This window comes from Neisseria sp. 74A18 (assembly GCF_001308005.1).
Taxonomy (GTDB): Bacteria; Pseudomonadota; Gammaproteobacteria; order Burkholderiales; family Neisseriaceae; genus Neisseria; species Neisseria dumasiana.
Genome location: NZ_LGZA01000001.1, coordinates 22,492 through 41,055, shown reverse-complemented (window position 1 = coordinate 41,055; position 18,564 = coordinate 22,492). Strand labels below are relative to the sequence as shown.

Genomic DNA, 18,564 nt, shown 5'->3' with positions numbered 1-18,564 from the left:
AGCCTTTTTATCGGAAATTCAACACTTTGGGCATCCGCACTCAGACCCGTGTTCCCTTGTAAAGAAAGCCGGGCATACTAACTGCTTATGAACAAGGGCAAAATCGTCAGGCGTTTAACCTGAATTTAAATCGCGTTTACCGTATAATCCGCCACATGAATACAACACAATCCGTCTATCCCCTGCTTTTATCTGCGTTAAATGCAACCGATCCGGAAGTTAAATGCCGTCTTACCGATGAAATTTTTTCTGCCTACACCAAGGGTATACTAAACAACGGGCCGTCTGAACCGCCCGAAGATTTCCGCTTTGCCGGCCGCCCCGAAAAACCCGAGCTGGTTCCCTCCACCGCTGTCCGCGCCCGCAAAATGGGTACGCCCGAAGGCTACGCAGCCATGCTCCATGCGATTTGCCATATCGAATTTAACGCCGTCAATCTGGCTCTTGATGCCGCCTACCGCTTCCGCAACCTTCCTGCCGCTTTTACAGCCGACTGGTTGCGCGTTGCCGATGAAGAAGCCGCCCATTTCCGCCTGATGCGCGCACGCCTTCAGGCGCACGGCTATGATTACGGTGACTTCGAAGCGCACAACCATTTGTGGGATATGGCCTACAAAACCGCCTACGATCCCCTGCTGCGTATGGCGTTGGTGCCGCGCGTACTCGAAGCGCGCGGTTTAGACGTTACACCTGCCATCCGAGCCAAAGTGGAACAAAAAGGCGATTTAGAAACCTGTGCGGTGCTCGACATCATCTATCGCGACGAAGTCGGCCATGTGCAAATCGGCAACCGTTGGTATCAATATTTGTGCGCGGAACGCGGCTTGGAGCCGATTTCACTATTCCGCACTTTGATTTCGCGCTACGATTTGTTTATTTTCCGCGGTTACGTCAACATCGAAGCACGCGAGCGCGCAGGCTTCAGCCGTTTTGAGTTGGACATGTTGGAAGATTTTGAACAAAGTTTGAAAGCAGGTTGATAACGGATGAACCAACCTTGCTTTAATGACGTTACGGTTTGAGCTTCATTCACATTGTTAATTTTTTGAGGCCGAGACCTTTGCAAAACCCCCAAATGTGGATGTAGTTCAAGGCGTAGCAGCACAGCGAGTGCAGGCATATCATACAGATAGACAAACGAGCGAGCAGCGCACAACGCAGAAATGCGCCGCAGATGGGGGTTTTGCAAAGGTCTCAGGCCGTCTGAAATTTTTCAGACGGCCTCATCATTATGTGCACAAAAACTACGAGCATTCAAAATGCTTTAGACGCTCTGCCCTACCCGCCTGCCATCTTGACAGCTATTGCCGACGCAGCAGCCAAAGCATTCTCAATCCAAACAGGCTTAACTGTTCAACAGCCAATATTGCAAACCGGCCAAGGTTTTGCCGTCTGAAACTTGGTTGTTTTTCAACGCCGCTTTCACTTCTTCGCGGCTCATCAGCACGGTTTCCGTAAATTCGTCATCGTCGTTTTGCAAGGTGCTGCCTTCGCGCACGCCTTCGGCTTGGTAGAGGTACATCAATTCGTCGCAGAAGCCGGGCGCGGTGTAGAAAGTGTGCAACAGCTTAACGCTGTCGGCAGTGTAAGGCGTTTCTTCGGCCAGCTCGCGCAGGGCGCAGACGGCGGGGTCTTCGCCGGCATCGAGTTTGCCTGCGGGCAGTTCGAGCAGGGCTTGGTCGCAGGCGTAGCGCCATTGGCGTACCAACACCACTTCGTCGTTGTCGGTTACGGCCAGCACGCAGGCGGCACCGGGGTGGCGTATCACCACACGCATGCTTTCGTTGCCGTTGGGCAGACGGATGGTGTCGCGGGCGATGTTGATGAACGTGCCTTGAAAAATCGGCTCGGAGCTGAGTTGGGTTTCTTTCAAATCCATGATGATTCCTTGTTGTTATTGAAACAATTCTGTTTGTTGAACGGCCGCGCCAACGGCATCGGTGAGCCGTTGCAATTCGTGCGGGCGGATAATATAAGGCGGCATCAGGTAAACCAGCTTGCCGAACGGCCGAATCCACACGCCTTGCTGCACGAAAAACTGCTGCATGGCGGCCATGTTGACGGGGCGGCGGGTTTCGACCACGCCGACGGCGCCGATAATGCGCACGTCGGCCACGTTTTTATGGGCGGTAAGCGGCGTTAAGGCCGTCTGAAAATGTGCTTCGATGGCAGCGACTTGCGCCTGCCATTCGTTGCGCTTGAGTATCTGCATGTTGGCTTCGGCCACGGCGCAGGCCAGCGGGTTGCCCATAAAAGTGGGGCCGTGCATGAATACGCCCGCTTCGCCGCCACACACGGTTTCGGCGACGTGGCGGGTGACGGCGGTGGCGGAAAGCGTCATCATGCCGCCGGTGAGGGCTTTGCCGATGCACATGATATCGGGTTGGATGGCGGCGTGTTCGCACGCAAACAGCTTGCCCGTGCGCCCGAAGCCGGTGGCGATTTCGTCTAGAATCAATAAGATGCCGTATTCGTCGCACAGGGCGCGCACCTGCCGCAAATATTCGGGATGATACACGCGCATACCGCCCGCGCCTTGCACTATGGGTTCGAGAATCACGGCGGCGATATCGTTGCTGTGTTGCGATAAGGCCGTCTGAAAAGCAGTGATGTCGTTCGACTGCCATTCGCCGTTGAAACGGCTTTGCGGGGCGGGCACGAAGATGTGTTCAGGCAGGAATCGGCGGTAAAGATTGTGCATGGAGTTTACGGGGTCGCACACGCTCATGGCGCCGAAGGTGTCGCCGTGATAACCGCGCTCGATGGTAAGAAATTTGCTCCGCGCTTCGCCCCGCGCATGCCAATATTGCAGAGCCATTTTCAGGGAAACTTCCACCGCCACCGAGCCGGAATCCGCCAGAAAAATGCAGTCGAGATTTTCGGGCAGCATGGTTTTCAGGCTTTGGCACAGACGGACGGCAGGCTCGTGGGTGATGCCGCCGAACATGATGTGCGGCATGGTGTCGAGCTGCTTGTGGGCGGCGGCAAGCAGTTCTGGATGATTGTAGCCATGTTGTGCGCACCACCATGACGACATGCCGTCCACCAGCTTGCGGCCGTCTGAAAGCTCTATGTACACGCCTTCGGTGCGGGCAACGGGATAGACGGGCAGTGGATCGATCACCGAGGTGTAAGGGTGCCAGATATGGCGGCGGTCGAAGTCTAAATCGGCGGAAAAAAGCATGAAGGTTTGAGGCCGTCTGAAAAAAGAATGGCGGAATTATAGTCAATAAAATTAATTTTTAATACAAGGCAGCAAGCCGCAGGCAGTACAGGTAGTACGGAACCGATTCTGTTGCCGCTTTAGCGGCTTACACAATCGTTCCCTTTGAGCTAAGGCGCAGCAACGCCGTAGTAAAAGTTAAGTTGATTGACTATATAACGTTTTTCAGACGGCCTTGAATGTGTCTCTACACCGCACGCATCAAGCCGCGCTCCTGCAAAGATGTTACTTGGCGGGCGGTTACGATGAAATGGTCTAAAAGCGTGATATCCACCAAATCCAAAGCCTGCGCCAGTTTGTGCGTGAAAGCAATGTCGGCATCGGAAGGATCGGGCGAACCGCCGGGGTGGTTGTGGGCAATGATGATACTGCTGGCGTATTCGTCGAGCGCGAGTTTCACGATTTCGCGGGTGTAAACGGTGTTTTCGGCCACCGTGCCGCGTGATAATTCATGCAAGGCAATCAGTTGGTTTTGTTGGTTCAGCAATAATGCCAAACTCACCTCTCCCCGTTCGTGTGCCAAATGCAGGCGCAGAAAATCGGCAACCTCGCGCGGATTGTTCAACACGGCGGTTTCGCGCAATTCTTCGCCCAATATCCGCCGCCCGATTTCGCGCACCACGGCAAATTGCGTATAGCTCGCCAGCCCCATGCCTTTATGCGCCGACAATGCTTTCACATCCGCACTCATCAACCGCCCCAAGCTGCCGAACTCGTTGAGCAGATGGCGCGCCAAATCCACCGCACTCATGCCGCGCGTGCCCACCCGCAGCAACACCGCCAGCAATTCGGCATCGCTCAACGCACCCGCGCCGCGCTCTAACAGCTTTTCGCGCGGGCGTTCGCCTTCCGGCCATTGTTTGATACTCATGTAAGGTTTTTCCTTCTTGTTATGAAATAATCATATCATTGATAGTTTCAAAATAACACAAGAGGCCGTCTGAAAAACCTTATTGGGCTTGATAAGAAAGTTTTTTGTCGCATAAATAAAACTGCTCCGGCTAAAAAACCGGAGCAGTTTCAAAACATCAGGTCAATCGTCAATTAACCGTGCAAAGCACGTTTGTCTGCCGCCAAAGCCGCTTCGTGCAATACTTCCGACAAGGTCGGATGTGCGTGAACGATACGGGCGATGTCTTCGCTGCTGGCACTGAACTCCATGCTCATCACACCTTCGGCTACCAACTCGGAAACCATCGGGCCGATCATGTGAACGCCCAAGACGCGGTCGGTTTTGGCACAAGCCAACACTTTTACCGTGCCTTTTGCTTTACCCAAGCCCAAAGCGCGGCCGTTGGCTGCAAAGCCGGAAGTGCCTTTTTTGTATTCCACGCCTTCGGCTTTCAGTTGTTCTTCGGTTTTGCCTACCCATGCGATTTCGGGATCGGTGTAAATCACAAACGGAATGGTATTGAAATCCAAATGCGGTTTTTGACCGGCGATACGCTCGGCTACGGCAACACCTTCGTCGCTGGCTTTGTGTGCCAACATCGGGCCGCGTACCACGTCTCCGATGGCCCATACGTTGGGCAGATTGGTGCGGCACTCTCCGTCCACTTTAATGAAACCGCGCTCGTCTTTTTCCAAGCCCACGCCTTCGGCATTCAAACCTTCGGTGTTTGGGATACGGCCGATAGACACGATCAGTTTGTCGAAGGTTTCGGTTTTCGCCGCACCGCCGACTTCGTAAGATACGGTTACACCGTTCTTGTCGTTTTTGATTTCATTGATTTTTACACCCAACTCAATCGCCAAACCTTGTTCTTTCGTAAATACTTTGAAGGCTTCTTTGGCAATTTGCTGGTCTGCGGCAGCCAAGAAAGTAGGCACGGCTTCAAGAATGGTTACTTCAGAACCCACACGTTTCCACACCGAACCCATTTCCAAGCCGATTACGCCAGAACCGATTACGCCCAATTTCTTCGGCACTTCGGTCAGATTCAATGCACCTTCGTTGTCCAATACATTCACGTTGTCGATATCGATTAAAGGCAGAGGACGCGGAACCGAACCGGTTGCGATGATTACATGTTTGGCCTCAACAACTGATTTTTCGCCTTTGTTATCGACTTCAACCTGCCAAACATCGCCGTTACGGCCTTTTAAAGAACCTTTGCCGAACAGGCTTTCCACTTTGTTTTTTTGGAAAAGAAACTTAATACCGCCGGTAAGTTTGGTGACGATGCCGTCTTTGCGTTCGATCATTTTGGCCGCATCGAATTTCATATCGCCCACGGTAATGCCGTGCTCGGCAAAATCGTGTTGGGCGGCATGAAAATGTTCCGAAGACTGCAACAGAGCCTTAGAAGGAATACAGCCGACATTCAAACATGTGCCGCCCAATGCGGGCGCATCGCCTGCTTTGTTTACGCCTGCATCGATACAGACGGTTTTAAAACCGAGTTGCGCGGCACGGATGGCGGCGATATAACCGCCGGGGCCTGCACCAATAACTGCTACGTCGAATTGAGACATGATTGAATCCTTTTTCTCTTTTCATGTTTAAGCCGTCTGAAACACAGCTTGTTCAGACGGCCTGATTATTTTAACGGCATGAATACGGTTGAAAATCTTTAGCCAACTGTTTGCTGGTTTTTTCATGTACGCGGATAACGGCTTTGGGATAAACCTTGCACAATGTGTCGCGTACCAAAGGAACGCCTGCCTTATTGCTGCCCAATTCCACGCGTTTGGTCAGCAAGCGCCCTTTTGCATCATAAGCAGATACCAAATATTGCTCGTTGTTTGTCGAAGCGCACGCACTCAAAAAACATACGGCGCAAAACAAAAAGTATCTCATGAGCCCCCTTGAACATTCCAAAATCTTCGAGCAAACGCCCGAAACCAATATGTTTACTGTATTACTTTATTTTTAATTATAAGCACGGTTTCAAACGGCACAGATTAAATGCCCGGGCCGTCTGAAACCATGTATCCGGCTACACCGCTTACAGGTCAAGCAGCAAACGTGCGGGATCTTCCAACAAATCTTTGATGGTTACCAAAGTCAACACCGCTTCGCGGCCGTCGATGATACGGTGGTCGTAAGACAGTGCCAGATACATCATCGGGCGTACCACTACTTGACCGTTTTCTACAACTGCACGTTCTTTGGTAGCGTGCATACCCAAAATAGCTGATTGGGGCGGGTTGATAATCGGGGTAGACATCATCGAGCCGAAAGTACCGCCGTTGGTAATGCTGAAAGTACCGCCGGTTAAATCTTCTAAAGCGATTTTGCCGTCTTTAGCTTTTACGGCGTAATCCACAATGGCTTTTTCAATATCGGCAATGCTCATTTGATCGGCATCACGCAGAATCGGCACAACCAAACCGCGCGGGCTGCCGATGGCAATACCGATATCGAAGTAACCGTGGTAAACGATATCGTTGCCGTCAACAGAGGCATTCACAACCGGGAATTTTTTCAGTGCGGCAACGGCGGCTTTAACAAAGAACGACATAAAGCCCAGTTTTACGCCGTGCTCTTTTTCGAATTTTTCTTTGTATTTGGCACGTAAATCCATAACCGGCTTCATGTTGACTTCGTTAAAGGTAGTCAAAATGGCGTTTTCTTGTTGAGAAGCCAATAAACGCTCGGCAACACGGGCACGCAAACGGCTCATCGGCACGCGCTGTTCGGGGCGCACACCGGCAGGAACGGGAGCGGCAGGTGCAGCCGCTTTCGGTGCTGCGGAAGCATTTTGCACATCTTCTTTCAATACACGGCCGTCACGACCGGAACCTTGCACGGAAGCGATATCGACACCTTTCTCGGCGGCAAGTTTGGCAGCGGCAGGCATGGCCACACCGGCTTGGGCGTTAGATGCCGCAGGAGCGGCTGCGGGGGCTTCGGCAGGTTTGCTTTCTGCGGCAGGCGCAGAAGCTTCTGCTTTGGCTTCGGTGTCGATCTTGGCCAGCAGCTGCTCCGCCACTACGGTTTCACCGTCTTGTGCCACGATTTCTACCAACACACCCGCTTGCGGCGAGGGAACTTCCAAAACCACTTTATCGGTTTCCACATCGATCAAAATCTCATCACGCTCAACGTATTCGCCTACTTTTTTGTGCCAAGACATCAATGTGCCTTCAGATACACTTTCAGATAACACAGGTACTTTTACTTCAACAATCATTTTATTCTCCGGTAGTGAAGGCCGTCTGAACCGTTTAAACCGTTTTCAGACGGCCCGAATGGTTAGTTCAGATTCATTGCATCTTCAACAAGCTGTTTCAACTGGGCAATGTGTTTACTCATGTAGCCGACAGCTGGAGAAGCGCTGGCCGGACGGCCCGCATAGCTGAGCTTTTGCTGCTCGCCCAAGATTTTTTCGATACGGTGGCGCAACTGGTGGAAAGCACCTTGGTTGCGGGGTTCTTCTTGCGCCCAAACCACATCTTTGGCATTCGGGAATTTATCCAATTCGGCTTTAACTTCGTCGTATGGGAACGGATAAAGCTGCTCTACGCGCACAATGGCAATATCGTTTTCCAGCTTACGTTCCGCACGGCCTGCCACCAAATCGTAATAAACCTGACCGGAGCAAAGAATCACGCGCTTCACGCTATTGTTATCTGCACGCTCGAAAGTATCGCCGATAACCGGACGGAAAGTCGAACCTTCGGTAAAGTTTTCCAACGGGCTCATTGAATCTTTAAAACGCAACAAGCGTTTAGACATAAAGATAACCAATGGCTTGCGGTATGAACGCAATGCTTGGCGGCGCAGAATATGGAACATCTGAGACGCTTCAGACGGCATAACAATCTGCATGTTTTCTTCCGAACACAACTGCAACCAACGCTCCAAGCGCGCAGAAGAGTGCTCGGGGCCTTGGCCGTCGTAACCATGCGGCAGAATCGTTGTTAAGCCGCACAAACGACCCCATTTGGTTTCGCCTGAAGAAATGAATTGGTCGATCACGACTTGGGCACCGTTGGCAAAGTCGCCGAACTGTGCTTCCCAAATAGTCAGCTTATCAGGAGCCGAACAAGCAAAGCCGTATTCGTAAGCCATAACGGCTTCTTCATTCAGAATAGAGTCGATTACCAAAAACGAAGCCTGTCCTTCAGACATGTTTCTCAAGGGTACATAAGCACCGTCATCGCTCTTCTCGCGTTTTTGGTCGTGCAGCACCGCATGGCGGTGTGAGAATGTGCCTCGACCCGAATCTTCACCGGAAATGCGCACACCGGTACCGTTGGTAACCAATGCCGCATAAGCCAATGTTTCGGCCATACCCCAATCGATAGGCTGTTCGCCGACCGACATGGATTTACGCGCTTCCAACACACGCTTGGCCGTGTTGTGCAACGCAAAACCTTCGGGAACTTGTGTGAATTTATCGGCCAATCGTTTGATGTCTGAAACAGGCAATCCGCTTTCTACTTTTTCGCGCCAATCTTGGCCTTGATATTTAGACCAATCTACGCGGTGTTTGCTTTCATAAGCGGTTAAGCGTGTTTGTTCGACATGCTCTCCTTTATCCAAAGCATCTCGGTAAGCCTGAATCAAACCTTCGGCTTCATCTGCTTGAATCACATTTTCTGCAACCAGTTTATCGGCATAAAGCGAACGCACACCCGGATGTTGGGCTACTTTCTTATACATCATCGGCTGAGTCAAAGTCGGGTCATCACCTTCGTTATGGCCCAGCTTGCGATAACATACCAAATCGATCACAACATCTTTATGGAATTTTTTACGGTAATCCAAAGCGGCTTGAACAACAAAACACACTGCCTCAGGATCATCTCCATTCACATGGAACACAGGTGCCTCAACCATTTTGGCAATATCTGTACAATAAACTGTCGAGCGCACATCACGGGTATCGGATGTTGTAAAGCCGATTTGGTTGTTAATCACCAAATGAATCGTACCGCCGGTTGTATAACCGCGGGTTTTCGATAAATTGAATGTTGCCTGGTTCACGCCCAAACCAATAAATGCTGAGTCGCCGTGAATCAACACAGGCAATACCTGCCCTTGGCCGTTCTCTCCGCGGCGGCGCTGTTTGGCTCGAGTCGAACCTTGCACTACCGGATTAACAATCTCAAGGTGAGACGGGTTAAATGCCAAGGTAACATGAACTGCACCGTGAGAAGTTGCGATATCCGAACTAAAGCCCATGTGGTATTTCACGTCGCCACTAGGCAAGGTTGCCGCAGCGCGGCCTTCGAATTCGGCAAACAGATCGCTGGGCTTTTTGCCTAAAGTGTTAACCAACACGTTCAGACGGCCTCGGTGAGCCATGCCGATAATCACTTCTTCCACGCCATCTTTAGCCACATTCTGAACAAGATAATTCAAACCGGCAATAGCGCTTTCACCGCCTTCGACAGAGAAACGTTTCTGACCGACGTATTTGGTATGGAGATAACGCTCTAAAGTTTCAGCGGCAGTAAGTTGCTTTAAGATAAAGCGTTTTTCATCTGCACTATATTTAGGCGTAGACAAGGCAGTTTCAAAATAATTTCTGATCCAATGGCGCTCTTCGGTATTCTCGATATACATATATTCAATACCGATGTGACCGCAATAAGTCTGTTTCAACTTACTTACGATATCCGACAACACCATTTTGTCACTACCGGCAAAGTCGCCTTTACCGACACTGAATTGGACAGCCATATCAGAAGCATCCAATCCGTGAAATTTAGGATCTAAAGCATCAAGATTGCGGGGAGGCATGCGTTTTAACGGATCAAGATCAGCAGCGCCGACACCCTGAATGCGATAAGCAGACATCATGCGCAATACACCGACCTGCTTTTTCATCATGTTTTCGTCTAACGTTCCTGCGATAGCAGCAGTAGCTCGTTTTTTTGCCAAATTGGCAAATGATTCTTGAATAGGACGATGGGCAACATCACGTTCTACACCCCCCGGCTGCGCAGCCAAATCAGTAAAATATTGCTTCCATCTTTCATCCACAGATTCCGGATCATTCAAGAAATTTTCATATAATTCTTCTATATAGGGTGCATTAGAGCCAAATAAATAAGAAAAATTCAGCTTGTCTTCCATCATGAGTGTTGCCCTTTAATGAATATAATTAGAGAGTAGAATCCTTATTTTCATGACATAAATCCATGTCTGTTGAAAATATTACCATTCTACTCTCTACGTTTTAAGTTAGCTAATATTTTCTACATTGTTTTTAAAGGTAATTTAATTACACACCCGTATCTGGCCTGCTTTACAGACCAAGGGTTTAAACAATGAGAAATATCAGCGTTTATCAATTGATACATAATCTCGGCGCGGTTCCCCTGTATAGAGTTGACGCGGACGACCGATTTTTTGGTTAGGATCACTGATCATCTCATGCCAATGAGAGATCCAACCTACTGTACGTGCCAATGCAAAAATCACGGTAAACATTGATACCGGAATACCTAACGCAGACAATACAATGCCTGAGTAGAAGTCTACATTGGGATACAGCTTACGTTCTACGAAGTAAGGATCGTTCAAGGCAATTTGTTCTAATTCCATTGCCAATTTAAATTGAGGATCATCCTCCAAGCCCAACTCTTTCAATACTTCATAACAGGTTTCACGCATGATGCTTGCACGCGGATCCATATTGCGGTATACACGGTGTCCAAAGCCCATCAAACGGTATTTGCGCTCTTTTACGCCTTCCATGAACGATGCAACATTTGAAACATCACCGATCTCATCCAGCATCTTCAACACGGCTTCATTCGCTCCGCCGTGTGCGGGACCCCACAAGCTGGCAATACCCGCTGCAATACATGCAAAGGGATTCGCACCTGAAGAACCGGCCAAACGAACGGTAGAAGTAGAAGCATTTTGTTCATGATCGGCATGCAGAATGAAAATGCGATCCAAGGCACGCACTAAAACAGGGTTAGGTTCATAATTCTCGCAAGGAGTGGCAAACATCATGTGCATGAAGTTGGCCGTGTAAGACAAATCATTGCGTGGATAATTGAACGGCAAACCATTGGAATAGCGGTAACACATCGCAGCAATGGTCGGGATTTTAGAAATCAAGCGGTAAATAGCAATTTTACGGTGCTCAGGATCAGAGATTTCCAAGCTGTCTTGATAGAATGCAGACAACGCACCTACTACGCCCACCATCATTGCCATGGGATGTGCATCACGACGGAAACCACGGAAGAACCAAGTCAATTGCTCATGAATCATAGTATGGCGCGAAACAGTGTGCTCAAACTTGGCTTTTTGTTCGGCAGTCGGTAACTCGCCGTAAATCAACAAATAGCAGGTTTCCAAATAATCACTGTTTTCAGCCAACTGCTCAATCGGGTAACCACGGTAATATAACTGGCCTTTATCACCATCAATAAAGGTTATTTTTGATTCGCAACTTGCAGTAGATACAAAGCCGGGATCAAATGTAAACATGCCGGTTCCTTTGGTGAAAGTCCGGATATCAACAACATCCGGACCCAAAGTACCTTCTAAAATCGGCAATTCCAACGATTCTTTACCATCGGCTTGCAACTTAATCGTTTTGGACATCTCTTGCTCCTTTATTTTTCTGTTGAAGTTAGACTCAGTGCATTACCTTTATCATTAAATTCGGCTTTGCTGTTTTCAGACGGCTTCAAATAAAACTTAAGCACGTCTTATTTTTTCCAGAAGAGGAAGGAAACAGGTATGTTCTGTCTGTTCTTTTTGATTTACCAAAGCTAAAAACTGCTGGTCGGGCAAATCTAAAATTTCAACAAAAACAGCCAGCTCTTCATCATTGAGATTCTGGAATTCTTTTTCCATAAACTTCCCGAGCAGGATATCCAACTCGAGAAGTCCACGGCGCGTTTGATACTGTATTCTGCGTTTTGCAGCTTCATCAAAAACAGGCATCTTATATTGCTCGTTTCAACATGATTTCCTTAATCTTACCGATAGCCCGGGTCGGATTCAAGTGCTTCGGACATACGTCAACACAGTTCATAATAGTATGACAACGGAACAACCGATAAGGGTCGTTCAAATTATCCAAACGCTCATTAGTAATAGTATCACGGCTGTCTGCAATAAAGCGATATGCATTCAGCAATCCTGACGGGCCTACGAATTTATCCGGATTCCACCAGAACGAGGGGCAAGCGGTAGAACAGCATGCACATAAAATGCACTCATAAAGGCCATCGAGCTCTTTACGTTCTTCTTGAGTTTGCAAGCGTTCACGATCCGGTGCGGGCGTATCGTTGACGACATATGGCTTGATTGAATGATATTGCTTGAAAAACTGAGTCATATCGACAATCAAATCACGAACGACCGGCAAACCGGGTAAAGGATGCAGTTTAATCGGCTGCTTCAGGCTGCGGATATCGGTTAAACAAGCCAAGCCGTTTTTACCGTTGATATTCATGCCGTCTGAACCGCAAATACCTTCACGGCAGGAACGACGGAAAGACAGGCTGTCATCTATTGCTTTCAGTTTAACGAGAGCATCCAGCAATTTCACATCTGTGGGCTCGATTTCGAGCTCATAGTCCTGCATATAAGGTTTGGCATCTACGTCAGGATTATAGCGATACACCTGAAAACGTACTTTTTCCATGTGTTGTGTTCCTTTTATTATTAGTAAACGCGCTTAGCCGGCTCGATATAATCAACGGTCAGCGGTTTGGTATGAACCGGTTTGTAAGACAAGCTGTTGTCGGCAGTATAGAAAAGCGTGTGTTTCATCCAGTTTTCATCGTCACGTTCAGGGTGGTCGTCTGAAGCATGTGCCCCGCGTGATTCTTTACGCGCTTCGGCAGAAACCAGAGTCGCTTTCGCCACTTCCATTAAGTTATCCAGTTCCAAAGCCTCAATGCGCGCAGTATTCCATACTTGGCTCTTGTCTTTGATTTCGGTGTATTTAACACGCTCGGCGAGTTTCAATACTTTTTCCACACCTTCTTTTAAGATGGCATCGGTACGGAATACGCCTGCATGCAACTGGACAGTGCGTTGCAACTCTCGGCGCAATTCATCTACGTTTTCACCACCGGTTTGATTATTCAGGCGATCCAAACGTTGTTTGGTTAATTCGCCCGCATTATTCGGCAACTCTTTCCATCCATCTTGCTTATTGATGTACTCAATCATGCTGTCACCGGCAGATTTACCGAACACAACCAAGTCCAACAACGAGTTGGTACCCAAACGGTTCGCACCGTGCACGGAAGCACAGGCACACTCACCTGCGGCATACAAACCGTTCACCACAGCTTCAGGATTATCTCCTTGGGGAACAACTACTTCGCCTAAATAGTTGGTCGGGATACCACCCATCATGTAATGTGTAGTCGGCACGACGGGAATCGGGTCTTTAATCGGGTCGATACCGGCGAACTGAATGGAAATTTCGCGGATACCCGGCAGTTTCTCCATAATCTTTTCTGCACCGATATGGTCGATTTTCAGCAACACATGGTCTTTGTTTTTGCCACAACCGCGACCCTCGTAAATTTCCATTGCCATCGCACGGGAAACCACATCGCGCGAAGCCAAATCTTTTACGGTAGGCGCATAGCGCTCCATGAAACGTTCACCGTCGCAATTCAGCAGAATACCTCCTTCACCACGCACACCTTCTGTGATCAATACGCCGGCTCCGGCAACACCGGTCGGGTGGAATTGCCAGAATTCCATATCTTCCAAAGGAATACCTGCACGGGCGCAAATACCCAATCCGTCACCTGTATTCATGAAGGCATTGGTTGACGAAGCATAAATACGACCGGCACCACCAGTTGCAAATAAAACAGCTTTTGCGTGGAAAATGTAAACATCACCGGTTTCCATTTCCATGGCGGTTACGCCGACAACATCGCCGTTATCGTCTCGGATCAAATCCAAAGCAGTCCATTCAACAAAAAACTGGGTATTGGCACGGACGTTTTGCTGGTAAAGCGTATGCAGCATGGCATGGCCGGTACGGTCGGCTACTGCGCAAGCACGCTCAACGGCACGCTTACCGTGTTCCGCCGTATGACCGCCAAACGGACGCTGATAAATCTTACCGCTCTCTACGCGGTCGAAAGGCATGCCCATGTGCTCCAATTCAATTACGGCTTCGGGGGCGCGACGGCACATAAACTCAATTGCGTCTTGGTCTCCCAACCAATCCGAACCTTTTACGGTGTCGTACATGTGCCAATCCCAACGGTCTTCCTGCACATTACCCAACGACGCAGAAATACCCCCCTGGGCTGCCACGGTATGTGAACGGGTAGGGAAAACTTTAGACAATACAGCGGTATTCAAACCGGATTTAGATAACTGCAGGGCGGCACGCAAACCGGCACCACCGCCGCCAACGATAACAGCATCAAATTTACGAACAGGAAAACTCATACAATACCCCAAATTACTTTAACCGAATAAACCAAGCAACCTACCAGCCAAATAATGGTGGCTACTTGTAAAAACAACCGCAAACCAAAAGGCTTGATGTAATCCATCCATAAATCGCGGATACCTACCCAGGCATGCAGAAACAGTGCGACGAAAGTAACTTGGGTAAATACTTTAACCCATGTTTGCGCAAAAAATGCCTGCCATGAATCGTAATCACCCGGCAAGGCAAGTAAAAAGATGATAAAAGCAATTGTGTAAATCAGCATAATAACAGCTGTTGCACGTTGCATCGCCCAATCGCGCAGGCCGTAGTGGGCACCGGCCAATTTGCGGTCTACCATAACCATGCTCCCAATACTACTGTTGAAACCAATGCTGCCACGAACACCAATTTTGCGGTGGCACGGGCGGTTTGCAGCTCCAGACCTTTATGGGCGTCCAACAACAGGAAGCGGATGCCGGCAAAAGAATGGTGCAGATAAGCCCACAAAAGGCCGATCAATACCAGCTTCACAAACGGATTGGAAACAACGGAACGGTAAGTTTCAAATGCAGCCTCACGGCTCAACGTACCGGCAAGAAACCACAGCAAAAGGGGCAGACTCAAAAATAAAAGAACCCCGCTGATGCGGTGCAGAATAGAAACAATCCCGGGTATCGGTAATCTGATATTGGGGATTTCAAGGAACACAGGGCGCTGCTTCGTCTGCATTTCAATATCCTCTTTACACAGTATATTTTTCTCAAAAACTCAAACCAAAAAGCAGGTTTATGCGCTCGGGCTACAACAAGCTACATAAAACTACGTTAAGACGTAATTTACATGTTTTGCAACTGCTTGACCAGTCTTTTATTAGAGTTTTTTGTGAATTTTATGGCGGCTTTAAAGAACAATAAATTTTTATAATTGATTTAGGCACATAAAATTTTAACTTAGCCTGATTTTTCTATCGGTTTTTCACTGAGAACCTGAAAAATCAAAACAAAAGCGGATGTTGAAACCCAACAAAAATACTTGCACACGGCATAAAAAATACTTGTTTGCGGTTTCAAGCAATTACAAAATTTTATTGCCCCATTGTGTAAATTTGGTATGATACGGCGTTGCAAAAAAGGTTTTAATCGTCCGTCTGATTATTAAATTATTAAAGGCTTTTTTGCACGGATACAAAATGGTTTCTAATCATTTTGCTTACCCTTGATGACATTCTTAAAATCAATGCTTCAACTGTACTCGCACATTATTTGATGAATTTTAGCCGGATATTGGTGACGAGGCCGTCTGAATCATTTTTTATTATTTGATCACAATCACAAATTCACCCAGGAGAGTTTTGGTATGAAATCACCCGTTCGTGTTGCAGTTACCGGTGCTGCCGGTCAAATCGGTTATGCTTTGCTGTTCCGTATTGCCAGCGGCGAAATGTTAGGCAAAGACCAGCCCGTTATTCTGCAATTATTGGATTTGCCCCAAGCGCAAAATGCCGTTAAAGGCGTGATGATGGAACTTCAAGATTGCGCGTTCCCTCTGCTGGCCGACATGTTCACTACCGACGACCCCGAAGTGGCTTTTAAAGATGCGCAGATTGCTATCTTGGTAGGCTCGCGCCCGCGCAGCAAAGGCATGGAGCGTGCCGACCTACTGCTGGCCAATGCCGAAATCTTTACCAAACAAGGTGCGGCGCTGAATAAAGTTGCCGACCGCAATGTAAAAGTATTGGTAGTGGGCAACCCTGCCAACACCAATGCCTACATCGCCATGAAGTCTGCTCCCGATCTGCCTGCCAAAAACTTTACCGCCATGCTGCGCCTTGACCACAACCGTGCATTAAGCCAAATCGCCGAGAAAACCGGCAAAGCTGTGGCAGATATCGAAAAACTGTGCGTGTGGGGCAACCACTCTCCCACTATGTATGCCGACTACCGTTTTGCCACCATCAACGGTGAAAGCGTAAAAGACATGATCAACGACCAAGAATGGAATGCCAACGAGTTCCTGCCGACCGTAGGCAAGCGCGGTGCCGCCATTATTGAAGCACGCGGCTTATCTTCTGCCGCATCGGCCGCCAATGCCGCCATCGACCATATCCGCGACTGGGTATTGGGCACCAACGGTAAATGGGTGACCATGGGCATTCCTTCAGACGGCTCTTACGGTATTCCCGAAGGCACTATGTTCGGCTTCCCGGTTACTTGCGAAAACGGCGAATACAAACTGGTTGAAGGTTTGGAAATCGACGAATTCAGTCAAGAGCGTATCAATGTAACTCTGAAAGAGTTGGAAGAAGAAAAAGCCGGTGTTGCCCACTTGCTTTCTTGATTGAGGCCGTCTGAAATCAAACGTGTTAACAAACATTCAGTTTGAAAAATCCCCTGATTGGTGCCGTTTACAGTTTCCAATCAGGGGATTTTGTTTGCCGTTAAACCCGTGGGCGATTTCATTATTTTTCAGACGGCCATTTCACAGAAATACAATATTTTCAACTCCAATATAACAAAATCATCTTAAATTAAAACGAACCATTCTTTCCTTTTTTCAGACGGCCTGTTTACAGTAACCATCAGATAACAGGCCATCTGAAAAAAGGATTTTAATATGAACACATCCACCGCACCCCTGCTCCGCTTTATCACCGCCGGCAGCGTTGACGACGGCAAGTCCACCCTTATCGGCCGCCTGCTTTACGACAGCAAAACCCTTCTGGCCGACCAAATAGCCAAACTTGATCAAACCGCACAAAACGGTACTGCTCCCGATTTTGCCAGCCTCACCGACGGCTTGGCAGCCGAGCGCGAACAAGGTATTACAATTGATGTTGCTTACCGTTACTTTTCAACATCCAAACGCAAATTCATCATTGCCGACACCCCCGGCCACGAGCAATACACACGCAATATGGTTACCGGAGCTTCCACCGCAGATGCCGCCATTATTTTAATAGATGCCACCCGCATGGACTTCGATAATGAAAATCCCATATTGCTACCCCAAACCAAACGTCACAGCGCCATCTTGAAACTGCTGGGCTGCCCGAATATCATCGTAGCAGTCAACAAACTTGATCTTCTTGAATTTAATCAACAGAAATACCGAAAAATTACTCAGGCTTACCAAAACCTAGCCGACCGCATCGGCATAAAAGCCGATATACATTTTCTTCCCATTAGTGCGCTGAACGGCGACAACATAGTCAATACCAGCACCAACACACCGTGGTATGAAGGTCTGCCTTTACTGCCGCTGTTGGAAAGCCTGCCGGCCTCACAAACAGAAACCGATAACCTGCCTGCCTATTTTTCCGTGCAGCGCGTAGCCCGGCAAGACGGCAGCAGCAGCGATGACTTCCGCGGTTATCAAGGCCGTTTGGAAGCAGGCCGTCTGAATACGGGAGACGCAATCCGGGTATTGCCCAACAACAAAACCGCCCGCATTGCCGAGATTCATCTTCCCGGCGGCAAAACCGATTCCGCCCAAGCCGGAGACGTGTTGACGCTGACCTTAGACAGCGACATTGATATCTCCCGCGGCGACAGCATTGTTTCTGCCGACAATCCGATCATTCCCAGTCGGGATTTTCAAGCTGCATTATGTTGGTTTGATGAAAACCCTCTCAATCTGCGGCGCAAATATCTTTTAAAACAAGGCACACGAACCACTCCGGCAAAAATCAGCGAAATTTCATATATATGGGACGTTCACACTTTAAGCCGTGTTCAATCGGCACAACAGCTCCATTTAAACGACATCGGCAATGTGAGTTTGAAAACCCAGCAGCCGCTCAATGCAACGGCTTACAATGAAAACCCTGCCACGGGTGCGTTCATTTTGATAGATGAAGCCACCAATCACACGGTAGCCGCCGGCATGATACGCCATACCCATCAGCAAAGCAGTTTTGAAATTTAATTTATGACAGTCAATCAACTTGAAAATAGTGCGTTCGTCATAATCAGGCTTACCCAAGTATGCGGTTTTGTTATTAAA

At 48.7% G+C, this 18,564-nt stretch carries 16 protein-coding genes; 3 read left to right on the top strand and 13 right to left on the bottom strand.

What is annotated here, in order from left to right:
• The first annotated feature begins 155 nt into the window (after nt 1-155).
• On the top strand, nt 156-980 hold the full coding sequence (locus AKG43_RS00190; protein ID WP_054598562.1) for a ferritin-like domain-containing protein: 825 nt from the start codon (nt 156-158) through the stop codon (nt 978-980).
• A gap of 365 nt (nt 981-1,345) precedes the next feature.
• Here the strand turns inward: AKG43_RS00190 and AKG43_RS00185 are convergent, their stop codons facing one another.
• From AKG43_RS00185 to sdhC, 13 genes are all read right to left on the bottom strand, one after another.
• Nucleotides 1,346-1,879, bottom strand: coding sequence for an NUDIX hydrolase (locus AKG43_RS00185; protein ID WP_054598561.1), 534 nt, complete (start codon nt 1,877-1,879; stop codon nt 1,346-1,348).
• Between the two features lie 15 nt (nt 1,880-1,894).
• Complete coding sequence (bioA, locus tag AKG43_RS00180; RefSeq protein ID WP_054598560.1) at nt 1,895-3,184, bottom strand: adenosylmethionine--8-amino-7-oxononanoate transaminase; 1,290 nt, start codon at nt 3,182-3,184, stop codon at nt 1,895-1,897.
• 226 nt (nt 3,185-3,410) lie between these two features.
• Nucleotides 3,411-4,094 (bottom strand): DNA repair protein RadC, encoded by a 684-nt coding sequence (radC, locus tag AKG43_RS00175; protein ID WP_054598559.1) that lies wholly within the window; start codon nt 4,092-4,094, stop codon nt 3,411-3,413.
• A gap of 173 nt (nt 4,095-4,267) precedes the next feature.
• Entirely contained in the window at nt 4,268-5,698 is a 1,431-nt protein-coding gene (lpdA, locus tag AKG43_RS00170) for a dihydrolipoyl dehydrogenase (RefSeq protein WP_054598558.1), read from the bottom strand.
• Nucleotides 5,699-5,768: 70 nt separating this feature from the next.
• Complete coding sequence (locus AKG43_RS00165) at nt 5,769-6,023, bottom strand: hypothetical protein (protein WP_125940191.1); 255 nt, start codon at nt 6,021-6,023, stop codon at nt 5,769-5,771.
• A 148-nt stretch (nt 6,024-6,171) separates the two neighbouring features.
• Nucleotides 6,172-7,359, bottom strand: a complete 1,188-nt coding sequence (gene odhB, locus AKG43_RS00160) for a 2-oxoglutarate dehydrogenase complex dihydrolipoyllysine-residue succinyltransferase (RefSeq protein ID WP_054598556.1) — start codon at nt 7,357-7,359, stop codon at nt 6,172-6,174.
• A 62-nt stretch (nt 7,360-7,421) separates the two neighbouring features.
• Complete coding sequence (locus AKG43_RS00155; protein WP_054598555.1) at nt 7,422-10,256, bottom strand: 2-oxoglutarate dehydrogenase E1 component; 2,835 nt, start codon at nt 10,254-10,256, stop codon at nt 7,422-7,424.
• A 201-nt stretch (nt 10,257-10,457) separates the two neighbouring features.
• Entirely contained in the window at nt 10,458-11,741 is a 1,284-nt protein-coding gene (gene gltA / locus AKG43_RS00150) for a citrate synthase (RefSeq protein WP_054598554.1), read from the bottom strand.
• A gap of 96 nt (nt 11,742-11,837) precedes the next feature.
• Entirely contained in the window at nt 11,838-12,086 is a 249-nt protein-coding gene (locus AKG43_RS00145; RefSeq protein WP_054598553.1) for a succinate dehydrogenase assembly factor 2, read from the bottom strand.
• A 1-nt stretch (nt 12,087) separates the two neighbouring features.
• Complete coding sequence (locus AKG43_RS00140) at nt 12,088-12,792, bottom strand: succinate dehydrogenase iron-sulfur subunit (protein ID WP_054598552.1); 705 nt, start codon at nt 12,790-12,792, stop codon at nt 12,088-12,090.
• Between the two features lie 20 nt (nt 12,793-12,812).
• Nucleotides 12,813-14,576 carry a succinate dehydrogenase flavoprotein subunit gene (gene sdhA / locus AKG43_RS00135; RefSeq protein ID WP_054598551.1) on the bottom strand — a complete coding sequence of 588 codons (1,764 nt, stop codon included), beginning with the start codon at nt 14,574-14,576 and terminating at the stop codon, nt 12,813-12,815.
• Complete coding sequence (gene sdhD, locus AKG43_RS00130) at nt 14,573-14,920, bottom strand: succinate dehydrogenase, hydrophobic membrane anchor protein (RefSeq protein ID WP_054598687.1); 348 nt, start codon at nt 14,918-14,920, stop codon at nt 14,573-14,575. The genes sdhA and sdhD overlap by 4 nt, the downstream gene beginning before the upstream one ends.
• Nucleotides 14,914-15,291: a succinate dehydrogenase, cytochrome b556 subunit gene (gene sdhC, locus AKG43_RS00125; protein WP_054598550.1), complete on the bottom strand. Its 378-nt coding sequence runs from the start codon at nt 15,289-15,291 to the stop codon at nt 14,914-14,916. The genes sdhD and sdhC overlap by 7 nt, the downstream gene beginning before the upstream one ends.
• Before the next feature lie 627 nt (nt 15,292-15,918).
• Between sdhC and AKG43_RS00120 the strand changes: the two genes are divergently transcribed.
• Both AKG43_RS00120 and AKG43_RS00115 read left to right on the top strand, forming a co-directional pair.
• Nucleotides 15,919-16,899: a malate dehydrogenase gene (locus AKG43_RS00120; protein WP_054598549.1), complete on the top strand. Its 981-nt coding sequence runs from the start codon at nt 15,919-15,921 to the stop codon at nt 16,897-16,899.
• A 276-nt stretch (nt 16,900-17,175) separates the two neighbouring features.
• Complete coding sequence (locus AKG43_RS00115) at nt 17,176-18,486, top strand: sulfate adenylyltransferase subunit 1 (protein WP_054598548.1); 1,311 nt, start codon at nt 17,176-17,178, stop codon at nt 18,484-18,486.
• Nucleotides 18,487-18,564: the final 78 nt, after the last annotated feature.

Bases quoted from the DNA above. Each gene is read 5' to 3' on its own strand.
- AKG43_RS00190 (WP_054598562.1), top strand. From the start codon at position 156: ATGAATACAACACAATCCGTCTATCCCCTGCTTTTATCTGCGTTAAAT.
- AKG43_RS00185 (WP_054598561.1), bottom strand. From the start codon at position 1,879: ATGGATTTGAAAGAAACCCAACTCAGCTCCGAGCCGATTTTTCAAGGC.
- bioA (WP_054598560.1), bottom strand. From the start codon at position 3,184: ATGCTTTTTTCCGCCGATTTAGACTTCGACCGCCGCCATATCTGGCAC.
- radC (WP_054598559.1), bottom strand. From the start codon at position 4,094: ATGAGTATCAAACAATGGCCGGAAGGCGAACGCCCGCGCGAAAAGCTG.
- lpdA (WP_054598558.1), bottom strand. From the start codon at position 5,698: ATGTCTCAATTCGACGTAGCAGTTATTGGTGCAGGCCCCGGCGGTTAT.
- AKG43_RS00165 (WP_125940191.1), bottom strand. From the start codon at position 6,023: ATGAGATACTTTTTGTTTTGCGCCGTATGTTTTTTGAGTGCGTGCGCT.
- odhB (WP_054598556.1), bottom strand. From the start codon at position 7,359: ATGATTGTTGAAGTAAAAGTACCTGTGTTATCTGAAAGTGTATCTGAA.
- AKG43_RS00155 (WP_054598555.1), bottom strand. From the start codon at position 10,256: ATGATGGAAGACAAGCTGAATTTTTCTTATTTATTTGGCTCTAATGCA.
- gltA (WP_054598554.1), bottom strand. From the start codon at position 11,741: ATGTCCAAAACGATTAAGTTGCAAGCCGATGGTAAAGAATCGTTGGAA.
- AKG43_RS00145 (WP_054598553.1), bottom strand. From the start codon at position 12,086: ATGCCTGTTTTTGATGAAGCTGCAAAACGCAGAATACAGTATCAAACG.
- AKG43_RS00140 (WP_054598552.1), bottom strand. From the start codon at position 12,792: ATGGAAAAAGTACGTTTTCAGGTGTATCGCTATAATCCTGACGTAGAT.
- sdhA (WP_054598551.1), bottom strand. From the start codon at position 14,576: ATGAGTTTTCCTGTTCGTAAATTTGATGCTGTTATCGTTGGCGGCGGT.
- sdhD (WP_054598687.1), bottom strand. From the start codon at position 14,920: ATGGTAGACCGCAAATTGGCCGGTGCCCACTACGGCCTGCGCGATTGG.
- sdhC (WP_054598550.1), bottom strand. From the start codon at position 15,291: ATGCAGACGAAGCAGCGCCCTGTGTTCCTTGAAATCCCCAATATCAGA.
- AKG43_RS00120 (WP_054598549.1), top strand. From the start codon at position 15,919: ATGAAATCACCCGTTCGTGTTGCAGTTACCGGTGCTGCCGGTCAAATC.
- AKG43_RS00115 (WP_054598548.1), top strand. From the start codon at position 17,176: ATGAACACATCCACCGCACCCCTGCTCCGCTTTATCACCGCCGGCAGC.